At 64.9% G+C, this 26,496-nt stretch carries 2 protein-coding genes (1 of these 2 only partly in view); both read left to right on the top strand.

The annotated features are described in order from the left end of the window. Positions 1–8,656, top strand: the 3' portion of a protein-coding gene (locus JFU48_RS23970; RefSeq protein WP_201137893.1) for a non-ribosomal peptide synthetase. 4,358 nt of this gene lie to the left of the window's left edge; 8,656 of the gene's 13,014 nt are visible here — the last part of the coding sequence; the start codon falls outside the window, past its left edge; it ends in the stop codon at positions 8,654–8,656. Beyond that, on the top strand, positions 8,653–26,496 hold the full coding sequence (locus JFU48_RS23965; protein ID WP_201137892.1) for a non-ribosomal peptide synthase/polyketide synthase: 17,844 nt from the start codon (positions 8,653–8,655) through the stop codon (positions 26,494–26,496). Before JFU48_RS23970 ends, JFU48_RS23965 begins: the two co-directional genes overlap by 4 nt.

Here is a 26,496-nt window from a genome sequence, read left to right as displayed (position 1 = left end):
GGGCGGCGAGGGCGCCGATCGCGCACTCGGCATGTTCATCAATACCTTGCCGCTGCGGGTCAGCGTCGGCGCGACCGCGGTGCAGCAAGGCGTGCGCGCTACTCATGAACGTCTGGCGCAACTGCTGGCGCATGAGCAGGCCTCCCTGTCGCTGGCCCAGCGTTGCAGCGGTGTTGCCGCGTCGCTGCCGCTGTTCAGCAGCTTGCTCAATTATCGCCACAGTGCGGCGGAACCGGCAGGCGTGACTTGGGACGGGATCGAGATTCTCAGCTCGCGCGAGCGCAGCAACTATCCGCTGGTGGTCAGCGTCGATGACCTCGGCACCGGTTTCCGCCTGAGCGTGCAAGCGGTGCCACAAGTGGATGGCGCGCGGGTCTGCGATTACTTGCAGACCGCGCTGCACAACCTGCTGACCGCCCTCGAGCACAATCCGACCACGCCGCTGCGGCAGATTTCGGTGATGTCGCCGAGCGAGCGCCAGCGGGTCCTGGTCGGGTTCAACATCACCGGTCGCGACTACCCGCAGGCGCAGACCGTGCAGCGTTTGTTCGAGGCCCAGGCGGCCGCGCACCCCGAGGCATTGGCGGCGGTACAAGGTGCGCAGCAGGTGAGCTATGGCGAACTCAATCAGCGGGCCAATCGCCTGGCGCATCACCTGATCGGCCTTGGCGTGCAGCCCGATGATCGAGTCGCCCTGTGTGTCCGGCGCAGCCCGGACATGCTGGTCGCGCTGCTGGCGATCCTCAAGGCCGGCGCCGGTTATGTGCCGGTCGATCCGGCGTATCCGCCGGAACGCATCGCCTACCTGTTGCAGGACTGCGCCCCGGTGGCCGTCGTGGCGCAGGCATCGACCCGTGATCTGCTGGGCGCAGTGCCGGTCATCGATCTGGACCGCGACGACTGGCAACATCAGCCCGAGGTCAATCCGCGAGTCCCGGCGCTGACGCCGGCCAATCTGGCCTACGTGATCTACACCTCCGGCTCCACCGGCCAACCGAAAGGGGTGATGGTCGAGCATGCGACCCTGGAAAACCTCGTGCACTGGCACGCTGAAGCCTTCGACTTGCAGGCCGGCAGCCAGACGGCGAGTGTCGCCGGCTTCGGGTTCGATGCGATGGCCTGGGAAGTCTGGCCAACGCTGTGTGTCGGCGCCACTTTGCACCTGCCGCCGGCGTCGATCCGCAACGAGCACCTCGACGAGCTGCTCGACTGGTGGTGCGCGCAGCCGTTGCAGGTCAGCTTCTTGCCGACGCCGGTGGCCGAATACGCGTTCAGCCGGCAATTGCAGCACCCGACCTTGCGTACGTTGCTGATCGGTGGCGACCGACTGCGTCAGTTCAGTCGCCAGCAAACCTTCGCAGTGATCAACAACTATGGCCCGACCGAAGCAACGGTGGTCGCCACCTCGGGGCGGGTAGAGCTTGACCAGCCGTTGCATATCGGCCGTCCGATCGCCAATGCCAAAGTCTACGTGCTGGACGCTGAGCAGCGCCCGGTGCCGGTGGGTGTGGCCGGCGAGTTGTATGTCGGCGGGGCGGGTGTGGCGCGCGGTTATCTGAATCGCCCCGAGCTGACCGCTGCGCATTTCCTCTTCGATCCGTTCAGCGACGAGCCGCAGGCACGCATGTACCGTACCGGCGATCAGGCGCGTTGGCTGGCCGACGGCAATATCGAGTACCTGGGGCGCAACGACGATCAGGTCAAATTGCGTGGCGTGCGTATCGAACTCGGTGAAATCGAAGCCGCGCTCGGCAGCCACGCTGCGCTGCAGGAAGCGGTGGTGCTGGTCCGCGACGGGCGGCTGATTGCGTGGTTCACCGAGCGCACAGCGGTCGATATTCAACAGTTGCATACGCATTTACAGGCACGCTTGCCGGATGCGCTGCTGCCGGCGGCTTACGTGCGTCTGGACGCATTGCCGCTGACCGCCAACGGCAAGATCGACCGCAAGGCCTTGCCGGAGCCGGGGCACGGCGCGTGGCTCAGCCGCGAATATGAAGCCCCGCAAGGGCCGGTCGAGACGGCGCTGGCGCAGATCTGGATCGACGTGCTGAAAGTCGAGCGCGTCGGGCGTCAGGATAATTTCTTCGAACTGGGCGGGCATTCGCTGCTGGCGGTGAGCCTGATCGAACGCATGCGCCAGATCGACCTCGCGGCTGACGTTCGCGTGCTGTTCAATCAGCCGACTCTGGCCGCATTGGCGGCCGCGGTGGGCAGCGGTCGCGAAATCGAGGTGCCGGCCAACCGCATTCCGCCGGGCTGCACGCACATCACCCCGGACATGCTTAGCCTGACTGAACTCGATCAGGCCAGCATCGAGCGCATCGTCGCCACCGTGCCGGGCGGGGCTGCCAACGTGCAGGACATCTATCCGCTGGCACCGTTGCAGGAAGGCATTCTTTACCACCACTTGAGCGCCGACCAGGGTGATCCGTACCTGCTGCAATCCCGGCTGATCTTCGACAGCGTCGAGCGTCTGCGCACCTTCAGCCATGCCTTGCAGCAGGTCATCGAGCGCCACGACATTCTGCGCACCAGTGTGCTCTGGGAAGGGCTGGCGAGTCCGCAGCAAGTGGTCTGGCGTCAGGCGCCGCTGGTGGTGCAAGCGGTGCCGCTGGATCCGGCGCAGGGCGATGTTCTTGAGCAGTTGCACGCGCGGTTCGATGCCCGGCACAACCGCCTCGACCTGAGTCAGGCGCCGCTGATGCGCATCGTCTATGCCGAAGACCCGGCGCAGCAACGGGTGGTGGCGATCATCCTGTTCCAGCACTTGATTCTCGACCACACCGCCATGGAGGTGGTCGGCCAGGAAATGCGTGCTTTCATGTTCGATCAGGCCGACAGCCTCGGCACGCCGATGCCGTACCGCAACTACGTGGCGCAGGCGCGTCTGGGGGCCAGCGAGCAGGAACACGAAACGTTCTTCCGCGACATGCTCGGCGATATCGACGAACCGACCCTGCCGTTCGGCCTGCACGATGTGCAAGGCGATGGCGGCGACATCGAGGAGGCGCAGCAAGCCGTGGATGCCGGGTTGACCCTGCGCCTGCGGGAGCAGGCGCGGCAGTTGGGTGTCAGCCCGGCGAGCCTGATGCACCTGGCCTGGGCGCAGGTGCTGGGCGTGCTTGCCAACCGCCGCGATGTGGTGTTCGGCACGGTGCTGTTGGGTCGCTTGCAGGGCGGCGAGGGCGCGGATCGCACCCTTGGCGTGTTCATCAACACTTTGCCGTTGCGGGTGGATGTCAGCGAAGGCGTGCGCGCTGCGGTCAAGACCACCCATGCACGACTGACGGCATTGCTCGCCCATGAACACGCGCCATTGGCGCTGGCCCAGCGCTGCAGCGCGGTGTCCGGCGCGCCGCTGTTCAGCGCCTTGCTCAACTATCGGCATAGCGCCGCCGAGGCACAGCCGCGTGACGGTCAGGGCATCTGGGAAGGCGTGCAATTGCTCGGTGGCGAAGAGCGCAGCAACTATCCGCTGACCCTCAGCGTCGACGATCTCGGCGAAGGCTTTTCCCTGTCGGTGCTGGCGTTGGCGCAGATCGGCGCGCAACGGATCTGCGGCTTCATGCACACCGCACTGGAACATCTGGTGCACGCGCTGGAGCAGACGCCACAGCGTGCGCTCAACCGTTTGCCGATTCTTTCGGTGGAGGAATACGAGCGCTTGCTGGTCGGATTCAACCCGACCGCGGCGGCGTATCCGCGCGGTGCAACGATTCAGGCGCTGGTGCAAGCGCATGCCGAGCAGCAGCCGCAGGCATTGGCGGTGGTGCAGGGCACGCAGCAACTGACCTATGCGCAACTCAATCAGCAGGCCAATCGCCTGGCGCATCACTTGCTCGGCCTCGGCGTGCAGCCGGACGATCGGATTGCCGTATGCCTGCAACGCGGCCCGCAGATGCTGGTGGCGCTGCTGGCGATTCTCAAGGCCGGCGCCGGTTATGTGCCGGTCGATCCGGCGTACCCGGCCGAACGCATCGCCTACCTGTTGCAGGACAGCGATCCGGTGGCGGTGCTGGCGCAGGGCTCGACCCGCGAGTTGCTGGGCCGGGTGCCGGTGATCGATCTGGACAACGCCCTCTGGCAACACCTGCCGGCTACCAATCCGCAACTGCCGACCCTGACCCCGGCGCATCTGGCCTACGTGATCTACACCTCGGGTTCGACCGGCCAGCCGAAAGGCGTGATGGTCGAACACGCGACCCTGGAAAACCTTGTGCACTGGCACTGCGAGGCGTTCGATCTGCGTGCCGGCAGCCACACCGCGAGCGTCGCCGGTTGCGGTTTCGACGCGATGGCCTGGGAGGTCTGGCCGGCGCTGTGTGTCGGCGCGACCCTGCACCTGCCGCCGCCGTCGATCAGCAACGAACACCTGGATGAACTGCTCGACTGGTGGCGCGCGCAACCGTTGCAGGTGAGCTTCCTGCCGACGCCGATTGCCGAATACGCCTTCAGTCGTGAGCTGGGTCATCCGACTTTGCGCACGCTGTTGATCGGCGGCGACAAGTTGCGGCAGTTCTCGCGTGAGCAGACGTTTGCCGTGATCAACAACTACGGCCCGACCGAGGCCACGGTGGTCGCCACCTCCGGCCCGGTCGCCGTCGGCGCGCTGCTGCACATCGGCCGGCCCATCAGCAACGCCCGGATCTACTTGCTCGATGAACAGCAGCGTCCGGTGCCGGTTGGCGTTACGGGTGAGTTGTACGTCGGTGGCGCGGGTGTCGCGCGTGGTTATCTGAACCGTCCCGAGCTGACCGCCGAACGCTTCCTCGACGACCCGTTCAGTGACGAACCGCAGGCGCGCATGTACCGCACCGGCGACCTCGCGCGTTGGTTGGTCGACGGCAATATCGAGTACCTGGGGCGTAACGACGATCAGGTCAAACTGCGCGGCGTGCGGGTGGAGCTGGGTGAAATCGAAGCCGCGCTGTCCAGCCATCCGGCAGTGCAGGACGCGGTGGTGCTGGTGCGCGAGGCGCGGTTGATCGCCTGGTTCACTGCTCGCACAACGGTCGATATCGAGGCGCTGCGCGCGCATCTGCAAGCGCGCCTGCCGCAGGCACTGGTGCCGGCAGCCTACGTGCGGCTTGAGGCGCTGCCGCTGACCGCCAACGGCAAACTCGACCGCAAGGCCTTGCCCGAACCGGATCAGGACGCCTGGCTCAGCCGCGAATACGCAGCGCCGCAAGGGCCGGTGGAAACCGCGCTGGCGCAGGTCTGGGCCGAGGTGCTGCAAGTCGAACAAGTCGGACGTCACGACAACTTCTTCGAACTGGGCGGGCATTCGCTGCTGGCGGTGACCCTGATCGAGCGCATGCGTCAGCTCGGCCTGAGCACCGACGTGCGCGTGCTGTTCAGCCAGCCGACCCTGGCCGCGCTGGCCGAGGCTGTTGGCAGTGGTCGCGAAGTCGCGGTGCCGGCCAACCTGATTGCGCCCGGTTGCACGCGCATTACCCCGGATCTGCTACCGCTGGTGGAACTGGATCAGGCCAGCATCGAGCGCATCGTCGCCACGGTGCCAGGCGGGGCCGCCAACGTGCAGGACATTTATCCGCTGGCGCCGTTGCAGGAAGGCATTCTTTACCACCACTTGAGCGCCGAACAGGGCGATCCATACCTGCTGCAATCGCGCCTGGCATTCGACAGCCTTGAACGCTTGCAGGCCTTCGCCGCCGCGCTGCGCCAGGTCATGACACGTCACGACATTCTGCGCACCGGAGTGGTCTGGGAAGGGTTGGCGACGCCGGTGCAAGTGGTCTGGCGTGAAGCTGAGCTGCCGCTGCAGGAAGTCGCACTCGACCCGGCCGCCGGTGACGTACTCGCGCAATTGTTTGAGCGTTTCGACGCGCGGCATTTCCGCATCGACCTCAGTCAGGCGCCGCTGATTCGCCTGGTGTATGCGCAGGATCCGGCCAACGACCGGGTGGTCGCCATGCTGCTGTTCCATCACATCGCCATGGATCACACGGCGCTGGAAGTGGTGCAGCAAGAATTGCAGGCGCTGCTCTTTGGTCACGGCGAAGCCCTGATCCCCGCCGTGCCGTATCGCAATTACGTGGCGCAGACCCGGCTGGGTGTCAGCGAGCAGGAGCACGAAGCATTCTTCCGCGCGATGCTCGGCGAGATCGACGAACCGACGCTGCCGTTCGGTCTGCTCGATGTGCACGGTGACGGCCATGACATCGAAGAAGTCCGGCAGCGGATGCCCGACGCCTTGGCGCGGCGCTTGCGCAGCCAGGCGCGGCAGATGGGCGTGAGTGTCGCGAGCCTGTTTCATCTGGCGTTTGCCCAAGTATCGGCGGCGACCTCCGGGCATGACCGCGTGGTATTCGGCACCGTGCTGCTGGGGCGGATGCAGGGCGGTACCGGCGCTGATCGCGGTCTGGGGATGTTCATCAACACGCTGCCGCTGCGGGTGGATCTGGGTGATGTTCCGGTGCGTGCCGGGGTGCGCGCCACCCATGCGCAACTGACCGCATTGCTCGGCCATGAACATGCGTCACTGGCATTGGCCCAGCGTTGCAGCGGGGTGGCCGCGCCGTCGCCGCTGTTCAGCGCCATGCTCAACTACCGCCACAGCGTCAGCGAAGAACAGTTGCAGGCCAATCGCCTGGCCTGGCAAGGCATCGAAAACCTCTCCAGCGAGGAGCGCACCAACTATCCGCTGAGCTTCAACGTCGATGACCTGGGTCAGGGCTTTGACCTCACGGCCATGACCCCTGCGCAGATTGGCGCGGCGCGGGTGTGTGGCTACATGCAGCAGGCGTTGGCGGGGCTGGTCGAGGCGCTGGAGCAGACACCGCAGCAGGCCTTGAACCGCCTGCCGGTGCTGGCGGATGCCGAGCGCCAGCAGTTGCTGTTCGGCCTGAATGCCACGGACGTCGATTACGATCTTCAGCAGACCATTCATGGCTTGTTTGAAGCGCAAGTGGCGCGTTCGCCGCAGGCGCCCGCCGTGGTTGCGGGTGAGCAGCAACTGAGCTACGCCGAACTCAACGCTCGGGCCAATCAACTGGCGCGGCATCTGCGTGAATTGGGCGTAGGGCCGGATGCGCGGGTGGCGATCTGCGTCGAACGCGGTCTGGACATGGTGGTCGGGCTGCTGGCGATCCTCAAGGCTGGCGGCGGTTATGTGCCGCTGGATCCGGCGTATCCGCTGGAGCGTCTGGCTTACATGCTCGAGGACAGCGCGCCGCTGGCGGTGCTGGTGCAGGGAACCACGCGTTCGTTGCTCGGCGAAGTCGCCCTGCCGGTGATCGATCTGGATCAGCCGCACTGGCAATCGCTGCCGACGGAAAACCTTTCGCTCGCTGAATTGACCCCGCAGCACACTGCCTACGTGATCTATACCTCCGGTTCCACTGGCCAACCAAAAGGCGTGATCAACGAACATAGCGGGGTGGTCAACCGCTTGCTGTGGATGCAGGACGCCTATCAACTCACCGCCAGCGACACGGTGTTGCAGAAAACCCCGTTCAGTTTTGACGTCTCGGTATGGGAGTTCTTCTGGCCGTTGATGACCGGCGCCCGATTGGTCATGGCCCGACCTGAGGGGCACAAGGATCCGCAGTACCTCAGCGAAATCATCGAACGCGAACACATCACCACGCTGCACTTCGTACCGTCGATGCTCGACGTGTTCCTCGCCCATGCTGACACCGCACGTTGCAGCAGCCTGCGGCAAGTCATGTGCAGCGGCGAAGCCCTGCCGGGCAGCGTGGTACGGCGCTTCAAGCAGCAACTGCCGGGCAGCCAATTGCACAACCTCTACGGCCCGACCGAAGCCGCGGTGGACGTAACGGCGTGGAATTGCGCCGGTCCACTGGAAAGCACCCCGGACAACACGCCGATCGGCAAACCGATTGCCAACACCCGCATGTACATCCTCGATGCCCAGCAACAACCGGTGCCGCACGGCGTGGTCGGCGAGTTGTACATCGGTGGCGTGCAGGTGGCGCGCGGTTATCTGAATCGCCCGGAGCTGAATGCCGAGCGCTTCCTCAACGATCCGTTCCAGAGCAATGGACGGATGTACCGCACCGGCGACGTCGCCCGCTATCTGCCGGACGGCAATATCGAATACCTCGGCCGTAACGACGACCAGGTGAAGATCCGTGGCCTGCGCATCGAACTCGGTGAAATCCAGGCACGCCTGACCCAGATCGATGGCGTGCAGGAAGCCGCCGTACTGGCCCGCGAAGACGTTCCGGGCGACAAGCGTTTGGTCGCGTACTACACCGGCGCACCGCTGGAAGTCGAAACACTGCGCAGCCATTTGCTTGAGCACCTGCCGGACTACATGGTGCCCGCCGTATTCGTGCATCTCGATGCACTGCCGCTCAGCCCCAACGGCAAACTCGACCGCAAGGCACTGCCGGCCCCGGATCTGGCGACGCTGACCGCCCGTGAATACGAAGCCCCGGTGGGCGAGGTGGAAATCACCCTCGCACGGCTCTGGGCCGAGTTGCTCAACGTCGAGCGGGTAGGGCGCCACGATCATTTCTTTGAACTGGGTGGTCACTCGCTGCTGGCGGTCAGTCTGATCGGCCGGCTGCGTCAGGAAGGCATGGAAGCCGATGTCAGGTCGCTGTTCGAACATCCGACCCTGGCCGGCTACGCCGCAATTACCGAACGAATGGAGATCGTCCTGTGAACGTGATCGAACTGTTGGCCACATTGAAGGCTAAAGATATCCAACTGGCGGTCGCGGACGACCAATTGCGGGTCAATGGCAACAAGCAGGCGCTGAACGACCCGGCGTTGCTGGCGCTGTTGCGTGAGCACAAACCGGCGCTGATCGAACTGATCAAGGCCGGGCAGTACTCGGCCAGTAAGCACGGCCAGGTCGAAGTGCCGGCCAACGGCATCGTTGCGGGCAGCACGCGCATCACCCCGGCGATGCTGACGCTGGTCGAGCTCGACCAAGCGACCATTGACCACCTCGTCGCACAAGTCCCCGGCGGCGCCGCCAACGTGCAGGACATCTACCCGCTGGCGCCGTTGCAGGAAGGCATCCTGTATCACCACGTCAGTGGCGGTGACGGCGATCCGTATGTCATGCAATCGCATTTCGCCTTTGCCAGCCGTGAGCGTTTTCAGGCGTTCGCCCAGGCCCTGCAAAGCGTGATCGATCGCCATGACATTCTGCGCACCGCTGTTCATTGGGCAGGGCTGGACGCGCCGGTGCAGGTGGTCTGGCGTCGGGCCGAACTGCCGGTGGAAGAAGTGACGCTGCCAGATGCCGCCAGCGACGTTTTGGCGTATCTGCACGAGCGCTTCGACGCCCGGCACTTCCGCCTCGACGTCACCCAGGCGCCGCTGATGCGTCTGGCCCACGCCTGGGATGAAGCCGGGCAACGGGTGATCGCCACGCTGTTGTTCCATCACATGGCGCTCGACCACTCGGCGCTCGACGTGGTGCGCCACGAAATGCGCGCGTGCCTCACCGGACAGAGTGGGCTGCTCGGGCGTCCGGTGCCGTTTCGCAACTACGTGGCGCAGGCGCGTCTGGGCGTCAGCGAAGCCGAGCACGAGGCGTTTTTCCGCGAGATGCTCAGCGATATCGACGAGCCGACGCTGCCTTATGGTCTGCAGGATGTGCAGGGTGACGGCAGTGAAATCGTCGAACTCAGCGTGCCGGTGCCGCCGCTATTGGGCCAGCGTCTGCGGGCGCAGGCGCGAACCCTTGGCGTGAGTGTCGCGAGCCTGTTCCACCTCGGCTGGGCGCAGGTACTGGCCGCGCTGACCGGCAAGCAGCAAGTGGTGTTTGGCACCGTGCTGATGGGCCGCATGCAGGGTGCCGAGGCGATTGACCGGGCGCTGGGGATTTTCATCAACACCTTGCCGTTGCGGGTGAACATCGACGGGCAGGACGTGCGCGCGGCGGTCAACGCCACCCACGCCCGGTTGACCACGCTGATGCGTCACGAACACGCGCCGCTGGCCCTGGCTCAGCGCTGCAGCAACGTGGTGGCGCCGACCCCGCTGTTCAGCACACTGCTCAATTATCGTCACAGCCACAACGTGGCCACTGCCAGCGCCGCAACCCTCGCGGCGTGGCAGGGCATCACCACCCTGCACTCAGAAGAGCGCAGCAACTATCCGCTGACGATGAGTGTCGATGACCTCGGTGACGGTTTCAGCCTGACCCTGCTGGCCAGCACCCAGACCGATCCACAGCGCATCTGCGATTACCTGCACTGCGCGCTGGAAAACCTGCTGCTCGCTTTGGAGCAGGCGCCGCAGACACCGGTCAACCAACTGCCGATCCTGCCGGCGGCGGAGCTTGCGCAGGTACTGCTCGACTTCAATGCCACCCAGGTGGATTTCCCGACTGCACAGACCATCCAGCAACGTTTCGAGGCGCAGGTGGCCGAACGGCCGGACGCGCTGGCGGCAGTGTTTGCCGATGCGCAATTGACCTACGCCGAACTCAACCGTCAGGCCAACGCTTTGGCGCAGCACCTGATCGGCTTGGGCGTGAAACCGGATGATCGCGTGGCGATCGTCGCCCGCCGTGGGCTGGACACGCTGGTGGGACTGGTGGCGATCCTCAAGGCCGGCGCCGGTTACGTGCCGATTGATCCGGCGCACCCGGCGGAGCGCTTGAACTACCTGCTTGACGACAGCGCGCCAGTCGCCGTACTGACTCAAAGTCATCTGCGCGAGCGACTGCCGGCGCTGAACGTGCCGGTGCTCGACCTCGACCGCTGCACTTGGCCGCTGACTGCCACACAAAACCCGCAGGTAGCGGGCCTGAGCACCGCAAACCTGGCCTACGTGATCTACACCTCCGGCTCCACCGGCCTGCCCAAGGGGGTGATGGTCGAGCACCACACGCTGAGCAATCTGGTCGACTGGCACTGCACCGCGTTCGACCTGTGCGCCGGGCGTCACACCTCGAGCCTGGCCGGGTTCGGCTTCGACGCGATGGCCTGGGAAGTCTGGCCGGCGTTGTGTGCGGGCGCGACCCTGCATCTGGCGCCGACTCACGAGGGCGGCGAAGACATCGACGCCTTGCTCGCGTGGTGGTGCGCGCAGCCGCTGGACGTGAGCTTCCTGCCGACCCCGGTGGCCGAATACGCCTTCAGCCAGAACCTCGAACACCCGACCCTGCGCACGTTGCTGATCGGCGGCGACCGCTTGCGTCAGTTCAACCGTAACCAGCATTTCGACGTGATCAACAACTACGGGCCGACCGAGGCCACGGTGGTCGCGACTTCAGGTCTGGTGCAAAGCGGCGATGCGCTGCACATCGGTAAACCCGTGAGCAATGCCACGGTGTACCTGCTCGACGAACAGCAGCGCCCGGTGCCAATTGGCGTGGCGGGCGAGTTGTACGTTGGCGGTGCCGGGGTCGCCCGTGGCTACCTGAATCGCCCGGACATGACTGCCGAGCGCTTTCTGCGTGACCCGTTCAGCCGCGCGCCGAACGCGCGGATGTACCGCACCGGCGACCTTGCACGCTGGCGCGAGGACGGCAACATCGAGTACCTGGGGCGCAACGACGATCAGGTGAAAATCCGTGGCGTGCGCATCGAGCTGGGCGAGATCGAAACCTGCCTCAACCAGTTGCCGGGGATTCAGGAAGCGGTGCTGCTGGCCCGCGAAGATCAACCCGGTCAGCCGCGACTGGTGGCCTACTTCACCGAGCAGGCGCAGGTCGAAGCGCTGCCGGTGGGCGAGTTGCGCGCGCAACTGCTCAGCCGTTTGCCGGAATACATGGTGCCGACGGCGTTCGTCAAACTCGCCGCACTGCCGCTGACCGCCAACGGCAAAGTCGACCGCAAGGCCTTGCCGGCGCCGGATCTGGCGGCGCTGTTCACCCGCGAGTACGCAGCGCCCGAAGGCGAGGTGGAAACCGCGCTGGCGCAGATCTGGGCCGACGTGCTGCAGGTCGAGCGGGTCGGGCGGCAGGATCACTTTTTCGAACTCGGCGGGCATTCGTTGCTGGCAATGCGCATGGTCTCGCAAGTGCGCCAGCGCCTGGGTGTCGAGCTGGCGCTGAGCGATCTGTTTGCTAACGCCGAACTGGCGGCGGTCGCGTCAGTGCTGAACGAGGCCGGACGCTGTGCCCAGCCGCAGATCGTGCCGGTCCCGCGTGACGGCGCGTTGCCGCTGTCGTTCGCCCAGCAACGCCTGTGGTTCCTCGCGCAAATGGAAGGCGCCAACACCGCCTACAACATTCCCGTGGCCCTGCGGCTGCGTGGCCGTCTCGACGACGCGGCGCTGCAACGCGCACTGGCACGGATCGTCGCCCGCCACGAAACCCTGCGCAGCCGCTTCGCGCAATTCAACGACGAAGCCCAGGTACGGATCGCCCCGGTGGACTCCGGTCTGCTGCTGCGGGTCGAAGACCTGCGCCAGCACCCGCAACCCGACGAAACCCTGCAGGCGCTGATTCAGGGCGAAGCCTCCGGGCCGTTCGACTTGCAGGACGATCCGTTGATTCGTGGGCGACTGGTACGCCTGGCGGACGATCACCATGTGCTGTTGCTGACCCTGCACCACATCATCTCCGACGGCTGGTCGATGGGTGTTTTGACCCGCGAACTGATGGCGCTGTATCAGGCGTTTAGTCATGGCCAGCCGGATCCGCTGCCGCCCCTGGCGCTGCAATACACCGACTACGCGGTATGGCAACGGCGCTGGCTCAGCGGCGAAGTGCTGCAACGCCAGAGCGAGTACTGGCAACAGACCCTCGCTGGTGCCCCGGCACTGCTGATGCTGCCGACCGATCGCCCGCGCCCGGCGCAGCAGGACTATGCCGGCAGCAGCGTTGCCGTCGTGCTCGACGAACGCTTGAGCGCCGGGCTCAAAGCCTTGGGTCAGCGTCACGGCGTGACCCTGTACATGACGCTGATGAGTGCCTGGGCGATGCTGCTCAGCCGCTTGTCCGGGCAGGCTGAAGTGGTGATCGGTTCGCCGGTGGCCAACCGCACCCGCGCCGAAATCGAAGGCCTGATCGGCATGTTCGTCAACACCCTGGCGCTGCGCATCGACACCTCGGGCGAGCTGAGCGTCGAAGCACTGCTGGCGCGGGTCAAGGCGCAAACCCTGCAAGCGCAGGCGCATCAGGATCTGCCGTTCGAGCAAGTGGTGGAAATCACCCGGCCGGTGCGCAGCCTGGCGCACAGCCCGTTGTTCCAGACCTTGCTCAGTTGGGATGGCCTCGAAAGCCCGGCGCTGGCCCTCGGCGAACTGACGCTGGAAGGCGTGGCCGAGCCGAGCCACTTTGCCAAGTTCGACCTGTCGCTGAGCCTCAGTGAGTCCAACGGCAGCATTCGCGGATCGCTGGAATACGCCACGGCGTTGTTTGACCAGAGCACGGTCGAGCGCTTCACCGGTTACTTCCTGCGCCTGTTGCAGGCGATGGTCACCAACGATCAGGCAGTGCTGGAACACGCGCCGCTGCTGGCGCAGGAAGAACAGCAGCGCTTGCTGGTCGAGTTCAATGCCACGCAGGTCGAGTACAACCTTGAGCAGACCATTCATGGCTTGTTTGAAGCGCAAGTGGCGCGTTCGCCGCAGGCCATCGCCCTGCAAAGTGAGGCGCAGCGCCTGAGTTTTGCCGAACTCAATGCCCGGGCCAATCAACTCGCGCGGCACCTGCGTGAATTGGGCGTAGGGCCGGATGCGCGGGTGGCGATCTGCGTCGAGCGTGGTCTGGACATGGTGGTCGGGCTGCTGGCGATTCTCAAGGCCGGCGGCGGTTATGTGCCGCTGGATCCGGCTTATCCGCTGGAACGTCTGGCCTACATGCTCGAGGACAGCGCGCCGCTGGCGGTGCTGGTGCAGGGAACCACGCGTTCGTTGCTCGGCGAAGTCGCCGTGCCGCTGATCGACCTGGATCAGCCGCATTGGCAAGCGCTGCCGACAGACAATCTTGCAATAGCCGAACTAACCCCGCAGCACACCGCCTACGTGATCTACACCTCCGGTTCCACTGGCCAACCAAAAGGCGTGATCAACGAACATAGCGGGGTGGTCAACCGCTTGCTGTGGATGCAGGACGCCTATCAACTCACCGCCAGCGACACGGTGTTGCAGAAAACCCCGTTCAGTTTTGACGTCTCGGTATGGGAGTTCTTCTGGCCGTTGATGACCGGCGCCCGATTGGTCATGGCCCGACCTGAGGGGCACAAGGATCCGCAGTACCTCAGCGAAATCATCGAACGCGAACACATCACCACGCTGCACTTCGTACCGTCGATGCTCGACGTGTTCCTCGCCCATGCTGACACCGCACGTTGCAGCAGCCTGCGGCAAGTCATGTGCAGCGGCGAAGCCCTGCCGGGCAGCGTGGTACGGCGCTTCAAGCAGCAACTGCCGGGCAGCCAATTGCACAACCTCTACGGCCCGACCGAAGCCGCGGTGGACGTAACGGCGTGGAATTGCGCCGGTCCACTGGAAAGCACCCCGGACAACACGCCGATCGGCAAACCGATTGCCAACACCCGCATGTACATCCTCGATGCCCAGCAACAACCGGTGCCGCACGGCGTGGTCGGCGAGTTGTACATCGGTGGCGTGCAGGTGGCGCGCGGTTATCTGAATCGCCCGGAGCTGAATGCCGAGCGCTTCCTCAACGATCCGTTCCAGAGCAATGGACGGATGTACCGCACCGGCGACGTCGCCCGCTATCTGCCGGACGGCAATATCGAATACCTCGGCCGTAACGACGACCAGGTGAAGATCCGTGGCCTGCGCATCGAACTCGGTGAAATCCAGGCACGCCTGACCCAGATCGATGGCGTGCAGGAAGCCGCCGTACTGGCCCGCGAAGACGTTCCGGGCGACAAGCGTTTGGTCGCGTACTACACCGGCGCACCGCTGGAAGTCGAAACACTGCGCAGCCATTTGCTTGAGCACCTGCCGGACTACATGGTGCCCGCCGTATTCGTGCATCTCGATGCACTGCCGCTCAGCCCCAACGGCAAACTCGACCGCAAGGCACTGCCGGCCCCGGATCTGGCGACGCTGACCGCCCGTGAATACGAAGCCCCGGTGGGCGAGGTGGAAATCACCCTCGCACGGCTCTGGGCCGAGTTGCTCAACGTCGAGCGGGTAGGGCGCCACGATCATTTCTTTGAACTGGGTGGTCACTCGCTGCTGGCGGTGAATCTGGTGGCGCGGATGCGCCGTGCCGGCCTGACCGCCGACATCCGCGTGCTGTTCAACCAGCCGACCCTCGCCGCGCTGGCCGCTGCCGTGGGTGGCGAGCCCGAGGCCGAAGTCGCGGCCAACCTGATCACTGCGGACTGCACGCGTATCACTCCCGAGTTGCTGCCACTGGTGGCGCTCGACCAGCCAAGCATCGACCGCATCGTCGCCAGCATCCCCGGCGGCGTGGCCAACGTGCAGGACATTTACCCGCTGGCGCCGTTGCAGACGGGGATCCTGTTCCATCACCTGTCCGCCGCGCAGGGCGATCCGTATGTGTTGCAGGCGCAGTTTGCATTTGCCGATGAGCAACGCCTGAACAGCTTCACTCAGGCCTTGCAGAACGTAATCCAGCGCCACGACATCCTGCGCACTTCGCTGTTCTGGGACGGACTGCAAGACCCGGTGCAAGTGGTCTGGCGTGAGGCGCCGCTGGCGTGCGAATGCCTGGAACTGCATGACGCGGACGGCGATGTACTGGAGCAATTGCGCCAACGCTTCGACGCCGCGCAGTACCGCATGGCCGTCAATCAGGCGCCGCTTATGCGCGTGGTACATGCGCGGGATGCAGCCAATCAACGTGTGGTGGCGTTGCTGCTGTTCCATCACCTGGTGATGGACCACGTGGCGCTGGAGGTGCTGCAACACGAAATGCAGGCGTTCCTCAGCGGCCAGCCGCAACGTCTGGCCGAACCGGTGCCGTATCGCAATTACGTGGCGCACAGCCGTGGCGCAATCAGTGATCAGGCGCATGAAGCGTTCTTCCGCGAAATGCTCGGTGACGTCAGCGAAGCGAGCGCGCCGTACGGCCAGCACAGCATTGCCGAGGGCCACGCCGCAGAAGCACGACGGGTACTCGACCTCGATCTGAGTCAGCGCGTCAGGGCCAAGGCCCGGCGTTTGGGGATCAGCGCCGCGAGCCTGATGCATCTGGCCTGGGCGCAGGTGCTGGGAAAACTCTCCGGGCGTGACGCGGTGGTGTTCGGCACCGTGTTGCTGGGGCGGTTGCAGGCGGGTGAGGGCGCCGAACGCGCGCTGGGGGTGTTCATCAACACCTTGCCGCTGCGCGTCGATCTCGGGCAACGCTCGGCGCAGGAAGCCGCGCTCGCCACCCACCAACAGTTGAACGCGCTGCTGCAACATGAGCATGCGCAATTGGCGCTGGCCCAGCGTTGCAGTGGTATGCCCGCCGGCACGCCGTTGTTCAGCACGCTGTTCAACTATCGCCACAGCGCAACTGCCGGCACGCCTTCCCCGGAGGCGGCGAACGCGTGGCAAGGCATGCAGTTGCTCAATACCCAGGAGCACACCAATTACCAGTTGAGCGTGAGTGTCGATGACCTCGGCGAAGGTTTCGGCTTCACCGCACTGGCTGCCCCCGGCATTGATCCCGCACGCATCTGCGAGTACCTGCAACGAGCGGTGAGCAACCTGCTGCAGGCACTGGAGCAGACACCGCAAGTGAGCGTTGACCAGGTGTCGATCCTGGCGCCGGACGAACGCCGGCAATTGCTGGTCGAGTTCAACACCACCGAGCGGGAATACCCGCGTGCGCTGACCGTGCACGCATTGTTCGAAAGGCAAGTGGTGGCAGATGCGCACGCCATCGCTGTCGTGCATCGCGGGCAACCGTCGAGCTACGGTGATTTGAATGATCGGGCCAACCGCTTGGCCCACTACCTGATCGCTCAAGGCGTACAGCCGGGCGATCATGTGGCGATCCTGCTGCCGCGCTCGCTGGAGCTTTTGGTGGCGCAACTGGCGATTGCCAAGTGCGCAGCGGCCTATGTGCCGCTGGACATCAACGCGCCGAGCGAGCGGCAGGCGTTCATGCTCGAGGACAGCCGCGCCGTGGCGTTGCTGACCCTGCGTGGCGAAAACATCGACTATCCACTGCAGCGCATCGATCTGGATGCCCTGACGCTGAACGACCAGCCTGCGCACAACCCGAACCTGGCGCAGTCCTCGGAGACGCTGGCGTACATCATGTACACCTCCGGTTCTACTGGCACGCCGAAGGGTGTGATGGTGCCGCACCGTGGCATCGCTCGCCTGGTGCTGAACAACGGTTATGCCGATTTCAACCCGCAGGATCGCGTGGTGTTTGCCTCCAACCCGGCGTTCGACGCGAGCACCATGGACATCTGGGGGCCCCTGCTCAACGGCGGGCGCGTGGTGGTGATCGATCACCAGACCCTGCTGGATCCGCACGCGCTCGCTCGTGAATTGAGCGCCAGCGGCGCGACAATCCTGTTTGTCACCACGGCGCTGTTCAACCAGTACGTGCAACTGATTCCGCAGGCCCTGAAAGGCTTGCGCATGGTTCTGTGCGGCGGTGAACGCGGCGATCCGGCAAGCTTCCGTCGCTTGCGGGCCGAGGCGCCGCAGTTACGCATCGTGCATTGCTACGGCCCGACTGAAACCACCACGTACGCCACCACGTTTGAAGTGCACGAAGTGGCGGAAAATGCCGAAAGCGTGCTGATTGGCGGGCCGATCTCCAACACCCAGGTGTATGTGCTCGATGCGCACCAGCAGCCGGTGCCGATGGGCGTGACCGGCGAGTTGTACATCGGCGGGCAGGGCGTGGCCCTCGGTTACTTGAACCGTGCCGATCTGACGGCGGAAAAATTCCTGCCCGATCCGTTCAGCGACCGTCCGGGCGCGTTGCTCTACCGCACTGGCGACCTCGTGCGCTGGCTGGCGCCGGGGCAGCTCGATTGCATTGGGCGCAATGACGATCAAGTGAAAATCCGTGGTTTCCGCATCGAACTCGGCGAGATCGAAAATCGTCTGCTGGGCTATCCGGGGATCAACGAAGCGGTGGTGCTCGCCCGGCGCGATGCCCAGGAACCGCTGCGGCTGGTGGCCTACTACACCGCGCACGACGGCACACTGGAACTTGCTGACCTGCGTGAGCATTTGCAGGCGCAGTTGCCGGAATACATGGTGCCGAGTGCCTGGGTGCAGCTCGATACCTTGCCGCTGAACAACAACGGCAAGGTCGATCGCAAAGCCTTGCCCGAACCGGATGCTGCGGCGTTGTTCACCCGTAAATACGTTGCGCCGCAAGGTGAACTGGAAACCGCGCTGGCGCAGATCTGGGCCGAAACCCTGCAAGTCGAACAGATCGGCCGCCATGACCACTTCTTCGAACTCGGCGGTCATTCGTTGCTGGCGATGCGCATGCTGTCGCAGGTGCGTCAGCGTCTGGGCGTCGAACTGCCCCTGAGCGAGTTGTTTGCCGATCCGCATCTCAGCGCGGTGGCCGAGGTGTTGAATCGTGCCGGGCGCAGCACGCTGCCGGAGATCGTCGCGGCGGCGCCTGATCAAGCGCTGCCACTGTCCTTCGCCCAGCAGCGCCTGTGGTTCCTCGCGCAAATGGACGGCGGCAACTCGGCGTACAACATTCCGCTTGGCCTGCGCCTGCGCGGGCAACTCGATAGCGAAGCGCTGCAACGCGCACTGGCGCAGATCGTTGCGCGGCACGCCACCCTGCGCAGCCGTTTCGTCAGCATCGACGATCAGGCGCAGGTGCTGATTGCGCCGGTCGATAGCGGTCTGCTGTTGCCGATTGAAGACCTGCGCCAGGACTCACAGGCCGAAGCCAGCGTGCAGGCGCTGCTCGCGCAGGAAGCCGCGACAGCCTTCGATCTACAAAGCGATCCACTGATTCGCGGACGCCTGATACGTCTGGCCGACGAGCACCATGTGCTGTTGCTGACCGTGCATCACATCGTCGCTGACGGTTGGTCGATGGGCGTGCTGACCCATGAGCTGATGGCGCTGTATCAGGCCTTCAGTCACGGTCAGCCGGATCCATTGCCACCGTTGACGCTGCAATACGGCGACTACGCCGTGTGGCAACGGCGCTGGCTCAGCGGCGAGGTGCTGCAGCGGCAAAGCGATTATTGGCAGCAGACCCTCGACGGCGCGCCGGCCTTGCTGACCCTGCCCACCGACCGTCCGCGTCCGCCACAGCAGGACTTTGCCGGTAGCAGCGTCGAAGTACGGCTGGACGAGCGCCTGAGCGCCGGGCTCAAAGCCTTGAGTCAGCGTCACGGCGTGACCCTGTTCATGACCCTGATGAGTGCCTGGTCGCTGTTGCTGAGTCGCCTGTCCGGGCAGTCCGACGTGGTGATCGGCTCGCCGGTGGCCAACCGCACCCGCGCCGAGATCGAAGGCCTGATCGGCATGTTCGTCAACACCCTGGCGCTGCGCATCGACACCTCGGGTGAACCGAGCGTGGCCACACTGCTGGCGCGGGTTAAGGCGCGCACGCTGGAGGCGCAGGCGCATCAGGATCTGCCGTTCGAGCAAGTGGTGGAAATCGCCCGGCCGGCGCGCAGTCTGGCGCACAGCCCGTTGTTCCAGAGCACGCTGAGCTGGGACAGCAGCGTCGGGCCGAACCTGGCGCTGGGCGATCTGAGTCTTGAAGGGGTGGCCGCGCCGGGCCGGGTGGCCAAGTTCGACCTGACTTTGACCCTGGGTGAGGTCAACGGGGTGATTCGCGGTTCGCTGGAATACGCCACGGCGTTGTTTGATCAAGCGACCGTCGAGCGTTACGTCGGCTACTTGCAGCGCCTGCTGGCGGCGATGATCAACGATGAGCAGACCGTGCTGGAGCGGGTGCCGTTACTCGCCGAGTCTGAGCGTCAGCGCTTGCTCTACGACTTCAACGCTACGGCGCGCGAATACCCGCAAACGCTGACCGTGCACGGGATTTTCCAGCAGCAGGCAGCGGCGCATCCGAAGGCGGTGGCGGCGGTGCATGGTGAGCATTCGCTGAGCTACTTTGAGCTGAACGCCCAGGCCAACCGTCTGGCGCATCACTTGATCAGCCAAGGCGTACAGCCGGGCGATCATGTGGCGATCCTGCTGCCGCGCTCGCTGGAGCTGCTGGTGGCGCAACTGGCGATTGCCAAATGCGCGGCGGCCTATGTGCCGCTGGACATCAATGCCCCGAGCGAGCGTCAGGCATTTATGGTCGAGGACTGTCAGGCAGCGGCGTTGCTGACCCTCAGCAGTGAAGTCATCGACTACGCTGCGCCACGTATCGACCTTGACCGCTTGATCCTCAGCGGCCAACCGACGCACAACCCGAACCTGCTGCAATCCTCGGAAGCGCTGGCGTACATCATGTACACCTCCGGTTCCACTGGCACCCCGAAAGGCGTGATGGTCCCGCACCGCGCCATCGGCCGCCTGGTGCTGAACAACGGTTACGCCGATTTCAATGCGCAGGACCGCGTGGTGTTCGCCTCCAACCCGGCGTTCGACGCCAGCACCATGGACATCTGGGGGCCGCTGCTCAACGGCGGGCGCGTCGTGGTGATCGATCACCAGACCCTGCTTGATCCGAACGCGTTCGGCCATGAGTTGAGCGCCTCCGGGGCGACCGTGCTGTTCGTCACCACGGCGCTGTTCAACCAATACGTGCAACTGATTCCGCAGGCGCTGAAAGGCTTGCGCATTCTGCTGTGCGGCGGTGAGCGCGGCGACCCGGCGGCGTTCCGTCGACTGCTGGCGGAGGCGCCCGCGCTACGCATCGTGCATTGCTACGGCCCGACCGAAACCACCACTTACGCCACCACCTTCGAAGTGCGTGAAGTGGCGGAAAACGCCGAGAGCGTGCCGATTGGCGGGCCGATCTCCAACACCCAGGTGTATGTGCTCGACGCGCATCAGCAACCGGTGCCGATGGGCGTGACCGGCGAGTTGTACATCGGCGGGCAGGGCGTGGCGCTGGGTTACCTGAACCGCGCCGATCTGACCGCCGAGAAGTTCCTGCGCGATCCGTTCAGCGAGCAGCCGGGCGCGCTGCTGTATCGCACGGGTGACCTCGCACGCTGGCTGGCGCCGGGGCAGCTCGATTGCATCGGGCGCAATGACGATCAGGTGAAGATTCGTGGTTTCCGTATCGAACTGGGTGAAATCGAAAACCGCCTGCTCAACTGCCAGGGGATCAAGGAAGCGGTGGTGCTGGCGCGCCGCGATGGTCAGGACATCACGCGTCTGGTGGCCTACTACACCGCGCACGCCGGCCGTCTGGACAGTGCCGATCTGCACGCGCAGTTGCTGGCGCGACTGCCGGAATACATGGTGCCGAGCGCGTGGGTGCAACTGGATGGGCTGCCGTTGAACAACAACGGCAAGGTCGACCGCAAGGCGCTGCCGGCGCCGACACAGGCAGCGATGCTCAGCCGGGTGTATGTCGCGCCGATCTCGGCGCTGGAACAACATTTGGCGCGGATCTGGGCTGGCTTGTTGCAGCTCGAACAGGTCGGTCGTCACGACAACTTCTTCGAACTGGGCGGGCATTCATTGCTGGCGATGCGCATGCTGTCGCAGGTACGCCAGCAGCTGGGCGTCGAGCTGACACTGGCCGAGCTGTTTGCCAATCCCGAGCTGGCCGCCGTCGCCGAGGTGTTGAGCCGGGCGGGGCGCAGCACCTTGCCGGAGATTTTGCCGGCGCCCCGCGATCAGCTATTGCCGCTGTCTTTCGCTCAGCAACGCCTGTGGTTCCTGGCGCAGATGGACGGCGGCAACAGCGCCTACAACATACCGGTCGGTTTGCGCCTGCGCGGTCGACTGGATGAAGACGCGCTGCAACGGGCACTGGCACGCATCGTCGCGCGTCACGAAACCTTGCGCAGCCGCTTCAGCCAGATCGACGATCAGCCGCAGGTGCGGATTCTGCCGGCCGACACCGGTCTGTTGCTGCCGGTAGAAGACCTGCGTCAGCACCCGCAGGCTGATAACGCCTTGCGCGGCCTGATCGAGGAACAGGCCTGCGCTTCGTTCAATCTGCAGCACGATGCGCTGCTGCGCGGACGTCTGGTGCGTCTGGCGGATGATCATCATGTGCTGTTGCTGACGCTGCACCACATCATCGCCGATGGCTGGTCGATGGGCGTGCTGACCCGCGAGCTGGCCGCGTTGTATCAAGCGTTCAGCCGTGGCGAAGACGATCCGCTGCCGCCGCTGGCGCTGCAATACACCGACTACGCGGTGTGGCAGCGACGCTGGCTCAGTGGCGAGGTGCTGCAGCGTCAGAGCGATTACTGGCAGCAGACCCTGGCCGGCGCGCCAGCCCTGCTGACCCTGCCCACCGACCGTCCGCGTCCGCCACAGCAGGACTATTCCGGCAGCCGCGTCGACATGCTGCTCGATGAACACTTGAGCGCCGGTTTGAAAGCCTTGTGTCAGCGTCGCGCGGTGACGCCGTACATGGTGATCATGAGCGCATGGGCGATGTTGCTCAGCCGCTTGTCCGGGCAGAACGACGTGGTGATTGGCTCGCCAGTGGCCAACCGCACCCGCGCCGAGATCGAAGGCCTGATCGGCATGTTCGTCAACACCCTGGCGCTGCGCATCGATACCTCGGGTGAGCCGAGCGGCGAGACGCTGCTGGCGCGGGTCAAGGCGCAGACTCTGGACGCTCAGGCGCATCAGGATCTGCCGTTCGAACAAGTGGTGGACATCAGCAAACCGGTCCGCAGTCTGTCGCACAGCGCGTTGTTCCAGACCATGCTCAGTTGGGATAACAACGACGGCCCGAGCCTGACCCTCGGCGACCTGACCCTGGAAGGCGTGGCCGGCGAAAGCCACTTTGTGAAATTCGACCTGTCGCTGAGCCTCGGCGATTCGCCCGACGGGATTCGCGGTTCGCTACGCTACGCCACGGCCTTGTTCGATGAGTCGACGGTGCAGCGTTTTGTCGGCTACTTCCAGCGGCTGCTGGCGGCGCTAATCAACGACGATCAGGCCGTGCTTGCGCAAGTGCCGTTGCTGGACCGGCAGGAGCAGCAGCGCTTGCTCGTCGACTTCAATGCCAGTGAGGTCGATTGTCCGTTGGAGCAGCCGCTGCACGGCTTGTTTGAAGCGCAAGTGCGGCGCAAACCGGACGCCATCGCGCTGCAATCCGCGCAAGGAAACCTGACCTACCGCGAGCTCAATCAGCGCGCCAACCGCTTGGCCCAGCACCTGTGCGAACTCGGTGTGCAGCCGGATGCGCGGGTGGCGATCTGCGTCGAGCGCGGGCTGGATCTGGTGGTCGGTCTGCTCGGCATTCTCAAGGCCGGTGGTGCGTATGTGCCGCTGGATCCGGGGTATCCGGCGGAGCGTCTGGCGTACATGCTCAAGGACAGCGCGCCGACCGCGGTGCTGGTGCAGACCGCTACTCGCGGGTTGTTCGATGAAGCGGCCGCCACGGTGATCGACCTTGACCGCAGTACCTGGCAACACCTGCCGGATCACGACTCGCCAGTGCCGGGTCTCAGCGCCTCGAACCTCGCGTACATGATCTACACCTCGGGCTCTACCGGGTTGCCGAAAGGCGTGATGATCGAGCATCGCAGCGCGTGCAACATGGTGCATTGGGGCTCGCAGCTCAGTCCGCCGACCGAGCACGGCGCGCTGCTGCAAAAAGCGCCGTTCAGCTTCGACAGTTCGGTGTGGGAGATCTTCTGGCCGCTGTGTTCCGGCATGCGTCTGGTGCTGGCGCGGCCGGACGGCAACCGCGATTCGGCGTATGTGGTGCAGACCATTCGTGAGCAGCAGGTGACGGTGGTCAAGTTCGTTCCTGCGCTGCTGCAGCAGTTCATCGAGCAGGACGGTGTCGAACAGTGCACCAGCCTGACCGATGTGCTTAACGGTGGTGGCGAACTCAGTGCAGCGCTGGCGCGTCAGGTGCGCGCGCGGCTACCGTGGGTGCGGTTGCACAACGTTTATGGCCCGACTGAAACCACGGTGGACAGCACAGGCTGGACGCTGGAACCGGAAATGCCGGTACCGGCCAACGTGGTGCCAATTGGCACAGCACTGAGCAACACGCGGCTGTACGTGCTTGATGCGTACGGTCAACCAGTGCCACAAGGCGTCAGCGGTGAGTTGCACATCGGCGGCGTCGGCGTGGCGCGTGGTTATCACGGTTTGCCGGAGATGCAGGCCGAGCGCTTCATCGACAGCCCGTTTGTGGCGGGTGATCGCCTGTACCGCACGGGAGATCTGGCGCGCTACAACAATCACGGCGAGCTGGAATTCCTCGGCCGCAACGACTTCCAGATCAAGCTGCGTGGCTTGCGCCTGGAGCCGGGGGAAATCGAGGCACGGTTGATCGAACATCCGGCGATTCGCGAGGCGGTGGTGATGGTGCGTGATGAGCGTCTGGTGGCCTGGTACACCGTGCGTTTCGGCGTGGAAGCACCGAGTCTTGAGACGTTGCGCAGCCATGTGCTGGAGCGCCTGCCGGAGTACATGGTGCCGGGCGCGTTCGTGTTGCTCGACGCCTTGCCGCTGACACCAAACGACAAGATCGACCGCAAATCCCTGCCGGAACCGGGAGCGGACGCAGTCATCAATCGCCCCTACGTGGCGCCACAGGGTGACGTCGAAACCGCGCTGGCGCAGATCTGGGGTGAAGTCCTCGGCGTCGAACAGGTCGGTCGCCATGACAACTTCTTCGAACTGGGCGGGCATTCGTTGCTGGCGGTGAAGCTGGTCAATCTGATGCAACGGGCCGGGCTGTCGCTGTCGCTGGCCGAACTGTTCCAGCATCCGAGCGTCGAGTCTGCCGCTGCGCTGCTCAGTCAGGGCGAGGCGCTCAGTCAGCCTGAAGGGCTGGTCGTGGTGCGTGCCGGGACACACGGTACGCCGCTGTTCCTGATGCACGAATTCAGCGGCAGGGACGTGTACTTCCCGACGCTGGCCCAGCACATCGGTGGTGAGTTCCCGATTTACGGCCTGCCCGGTGTGCCGCTGGGGCAAGCGCAATTGCGCACACTGGAGTGCATGGCGCAGCGCATGGTCGGGATCATCCGCGCCGTGCAGGCGCATGGGCCGTATCGATTGGCAGGCTGGTCGTTCGGCGGGGTGCTGGCGCATGAGGTCGCGCAGCAATTGCTCGGCCTCGATGAGCCGGTGGAATTCATCGGCATGCTCGACAGCTACGCGCCAAACCCGCTCGCCCAGGACAAGGCGCTGTGGAGCGGCGAGGGCCTCGACAAGCGCCAGTTGCTTGGCCATTGCCGTGGCCGTTCGCTGATGCTCGGTGCCGAAAGCGAGGCAGCACTGGCGGCGGTGCAAGCGCTGGAAGCGCAAGTCGAACAACTGGATTTCCCCGAGCTGTTCAAGCGTTGCCAGGCACAGCAACTGACCGATCCGGAACTGGCGGCGGTCAGCGCGACGGACGCCTGGCATTACTTTGATCGCGAAGCGGCGCATCGCCTGGCGCTGGCGCATTACCGGGTCAGCCCGGCGAGCCAGACGATTCATCTGTTCCGTGCACAGGAGTTGATGGACGGCCAGTCGCTGCCGAGCCCGACGCGCGGCTGGGAAGAGCGCTTCGATATTGGCTTGCTGCACTGCATCGACATCCCCGGCGATCACCGGACCATGATGAAGCACCCGCACATCCAGGCACTCGGTCAGGCCATTACCCAGGCCTTGGAAACCTTGGTAGCGCCGGAGCCGACGCTGTATCAACCGCTGCTGACGATTCAGAGCGGGCAGCCGGGGCATGCGCCGATTTTCTGTGTGCCGGGGGCGGGTGACAGTGTCACCGGGTTCATTCACCTGACCGAGGCGATCGGCCCGGAATGGCCGATCATCGGTCTGCAACCGCGCGGGCTGGACGGCGTCAGTGTGCCGCACAGCGCGGTCGAAGCCGCTGCCGCGTTCTACCTGCAGGCCATCGAGCAGATTCACCCGCAAGGGCCGCTGCACCTGATCGGCCATTCGTTCGGCGGCTGGGTCGCGCACGCCATGGCCGCGCAGTTGCAAGCAGTCGGGCGCGAGGTGGCATCGCTGACGTTGATCGACAGCGAGGCACCCGGTGGTGACGGCGCGGCGGGCAAGCCGTACACGGCCACTGCCGCGCTGCAACGGCTGATCGACACCCTGCAACTGTCCTGTGGCAAATCGCTGGGCATCGATCCTGCGACCTTCGCCAACGCCGATGACAGCACGCAACTGCGCCTGCTGCACGCAGGCATGGTGCGCGCCGGGGTGTTGTCGGAGCGGGCGGCGCCGAATGCGATGCACGGCCCGGTGCGGACCTTCGCCAGCGCCTTGCGCACGGTCTATCAACCGCGCCTGGCCTACACCGGGCCGGTGCGGCTGGTGCTGGTCGATGACCCGACGCTGGACGAGTGGGGCAATCAGCGCGAACAGGCCGCGGTGCTTGCAGGCTGGCAGCGGCAGGTCAGCGATCTGGCGGTGTGGTACGGGCCGGGCAACCACTTCACGATTCTCAAGGCGCCCAACGTCTTCAGTTTCGCCGCGTGGTGGCATGACGGTCTGTCGCTGGCGGTCGGCGAAGTGCTGTCCTGA

It is taken from the genome of Pseudomonas sp. TH49, assembly GCF_016650625.1.
Lineage (GTDB): Bacteria > Pseudomonadota > Gammaproteobacteria > Pseudomonadales > Pseudomonadaceae > Aquipseudomonas > Aquipseudomonas fluorescens_H.
Note: the sequence above shows the minus strand (reverse complement) of the source record. Positions and strands in the feature narration are given on the sequence as shown.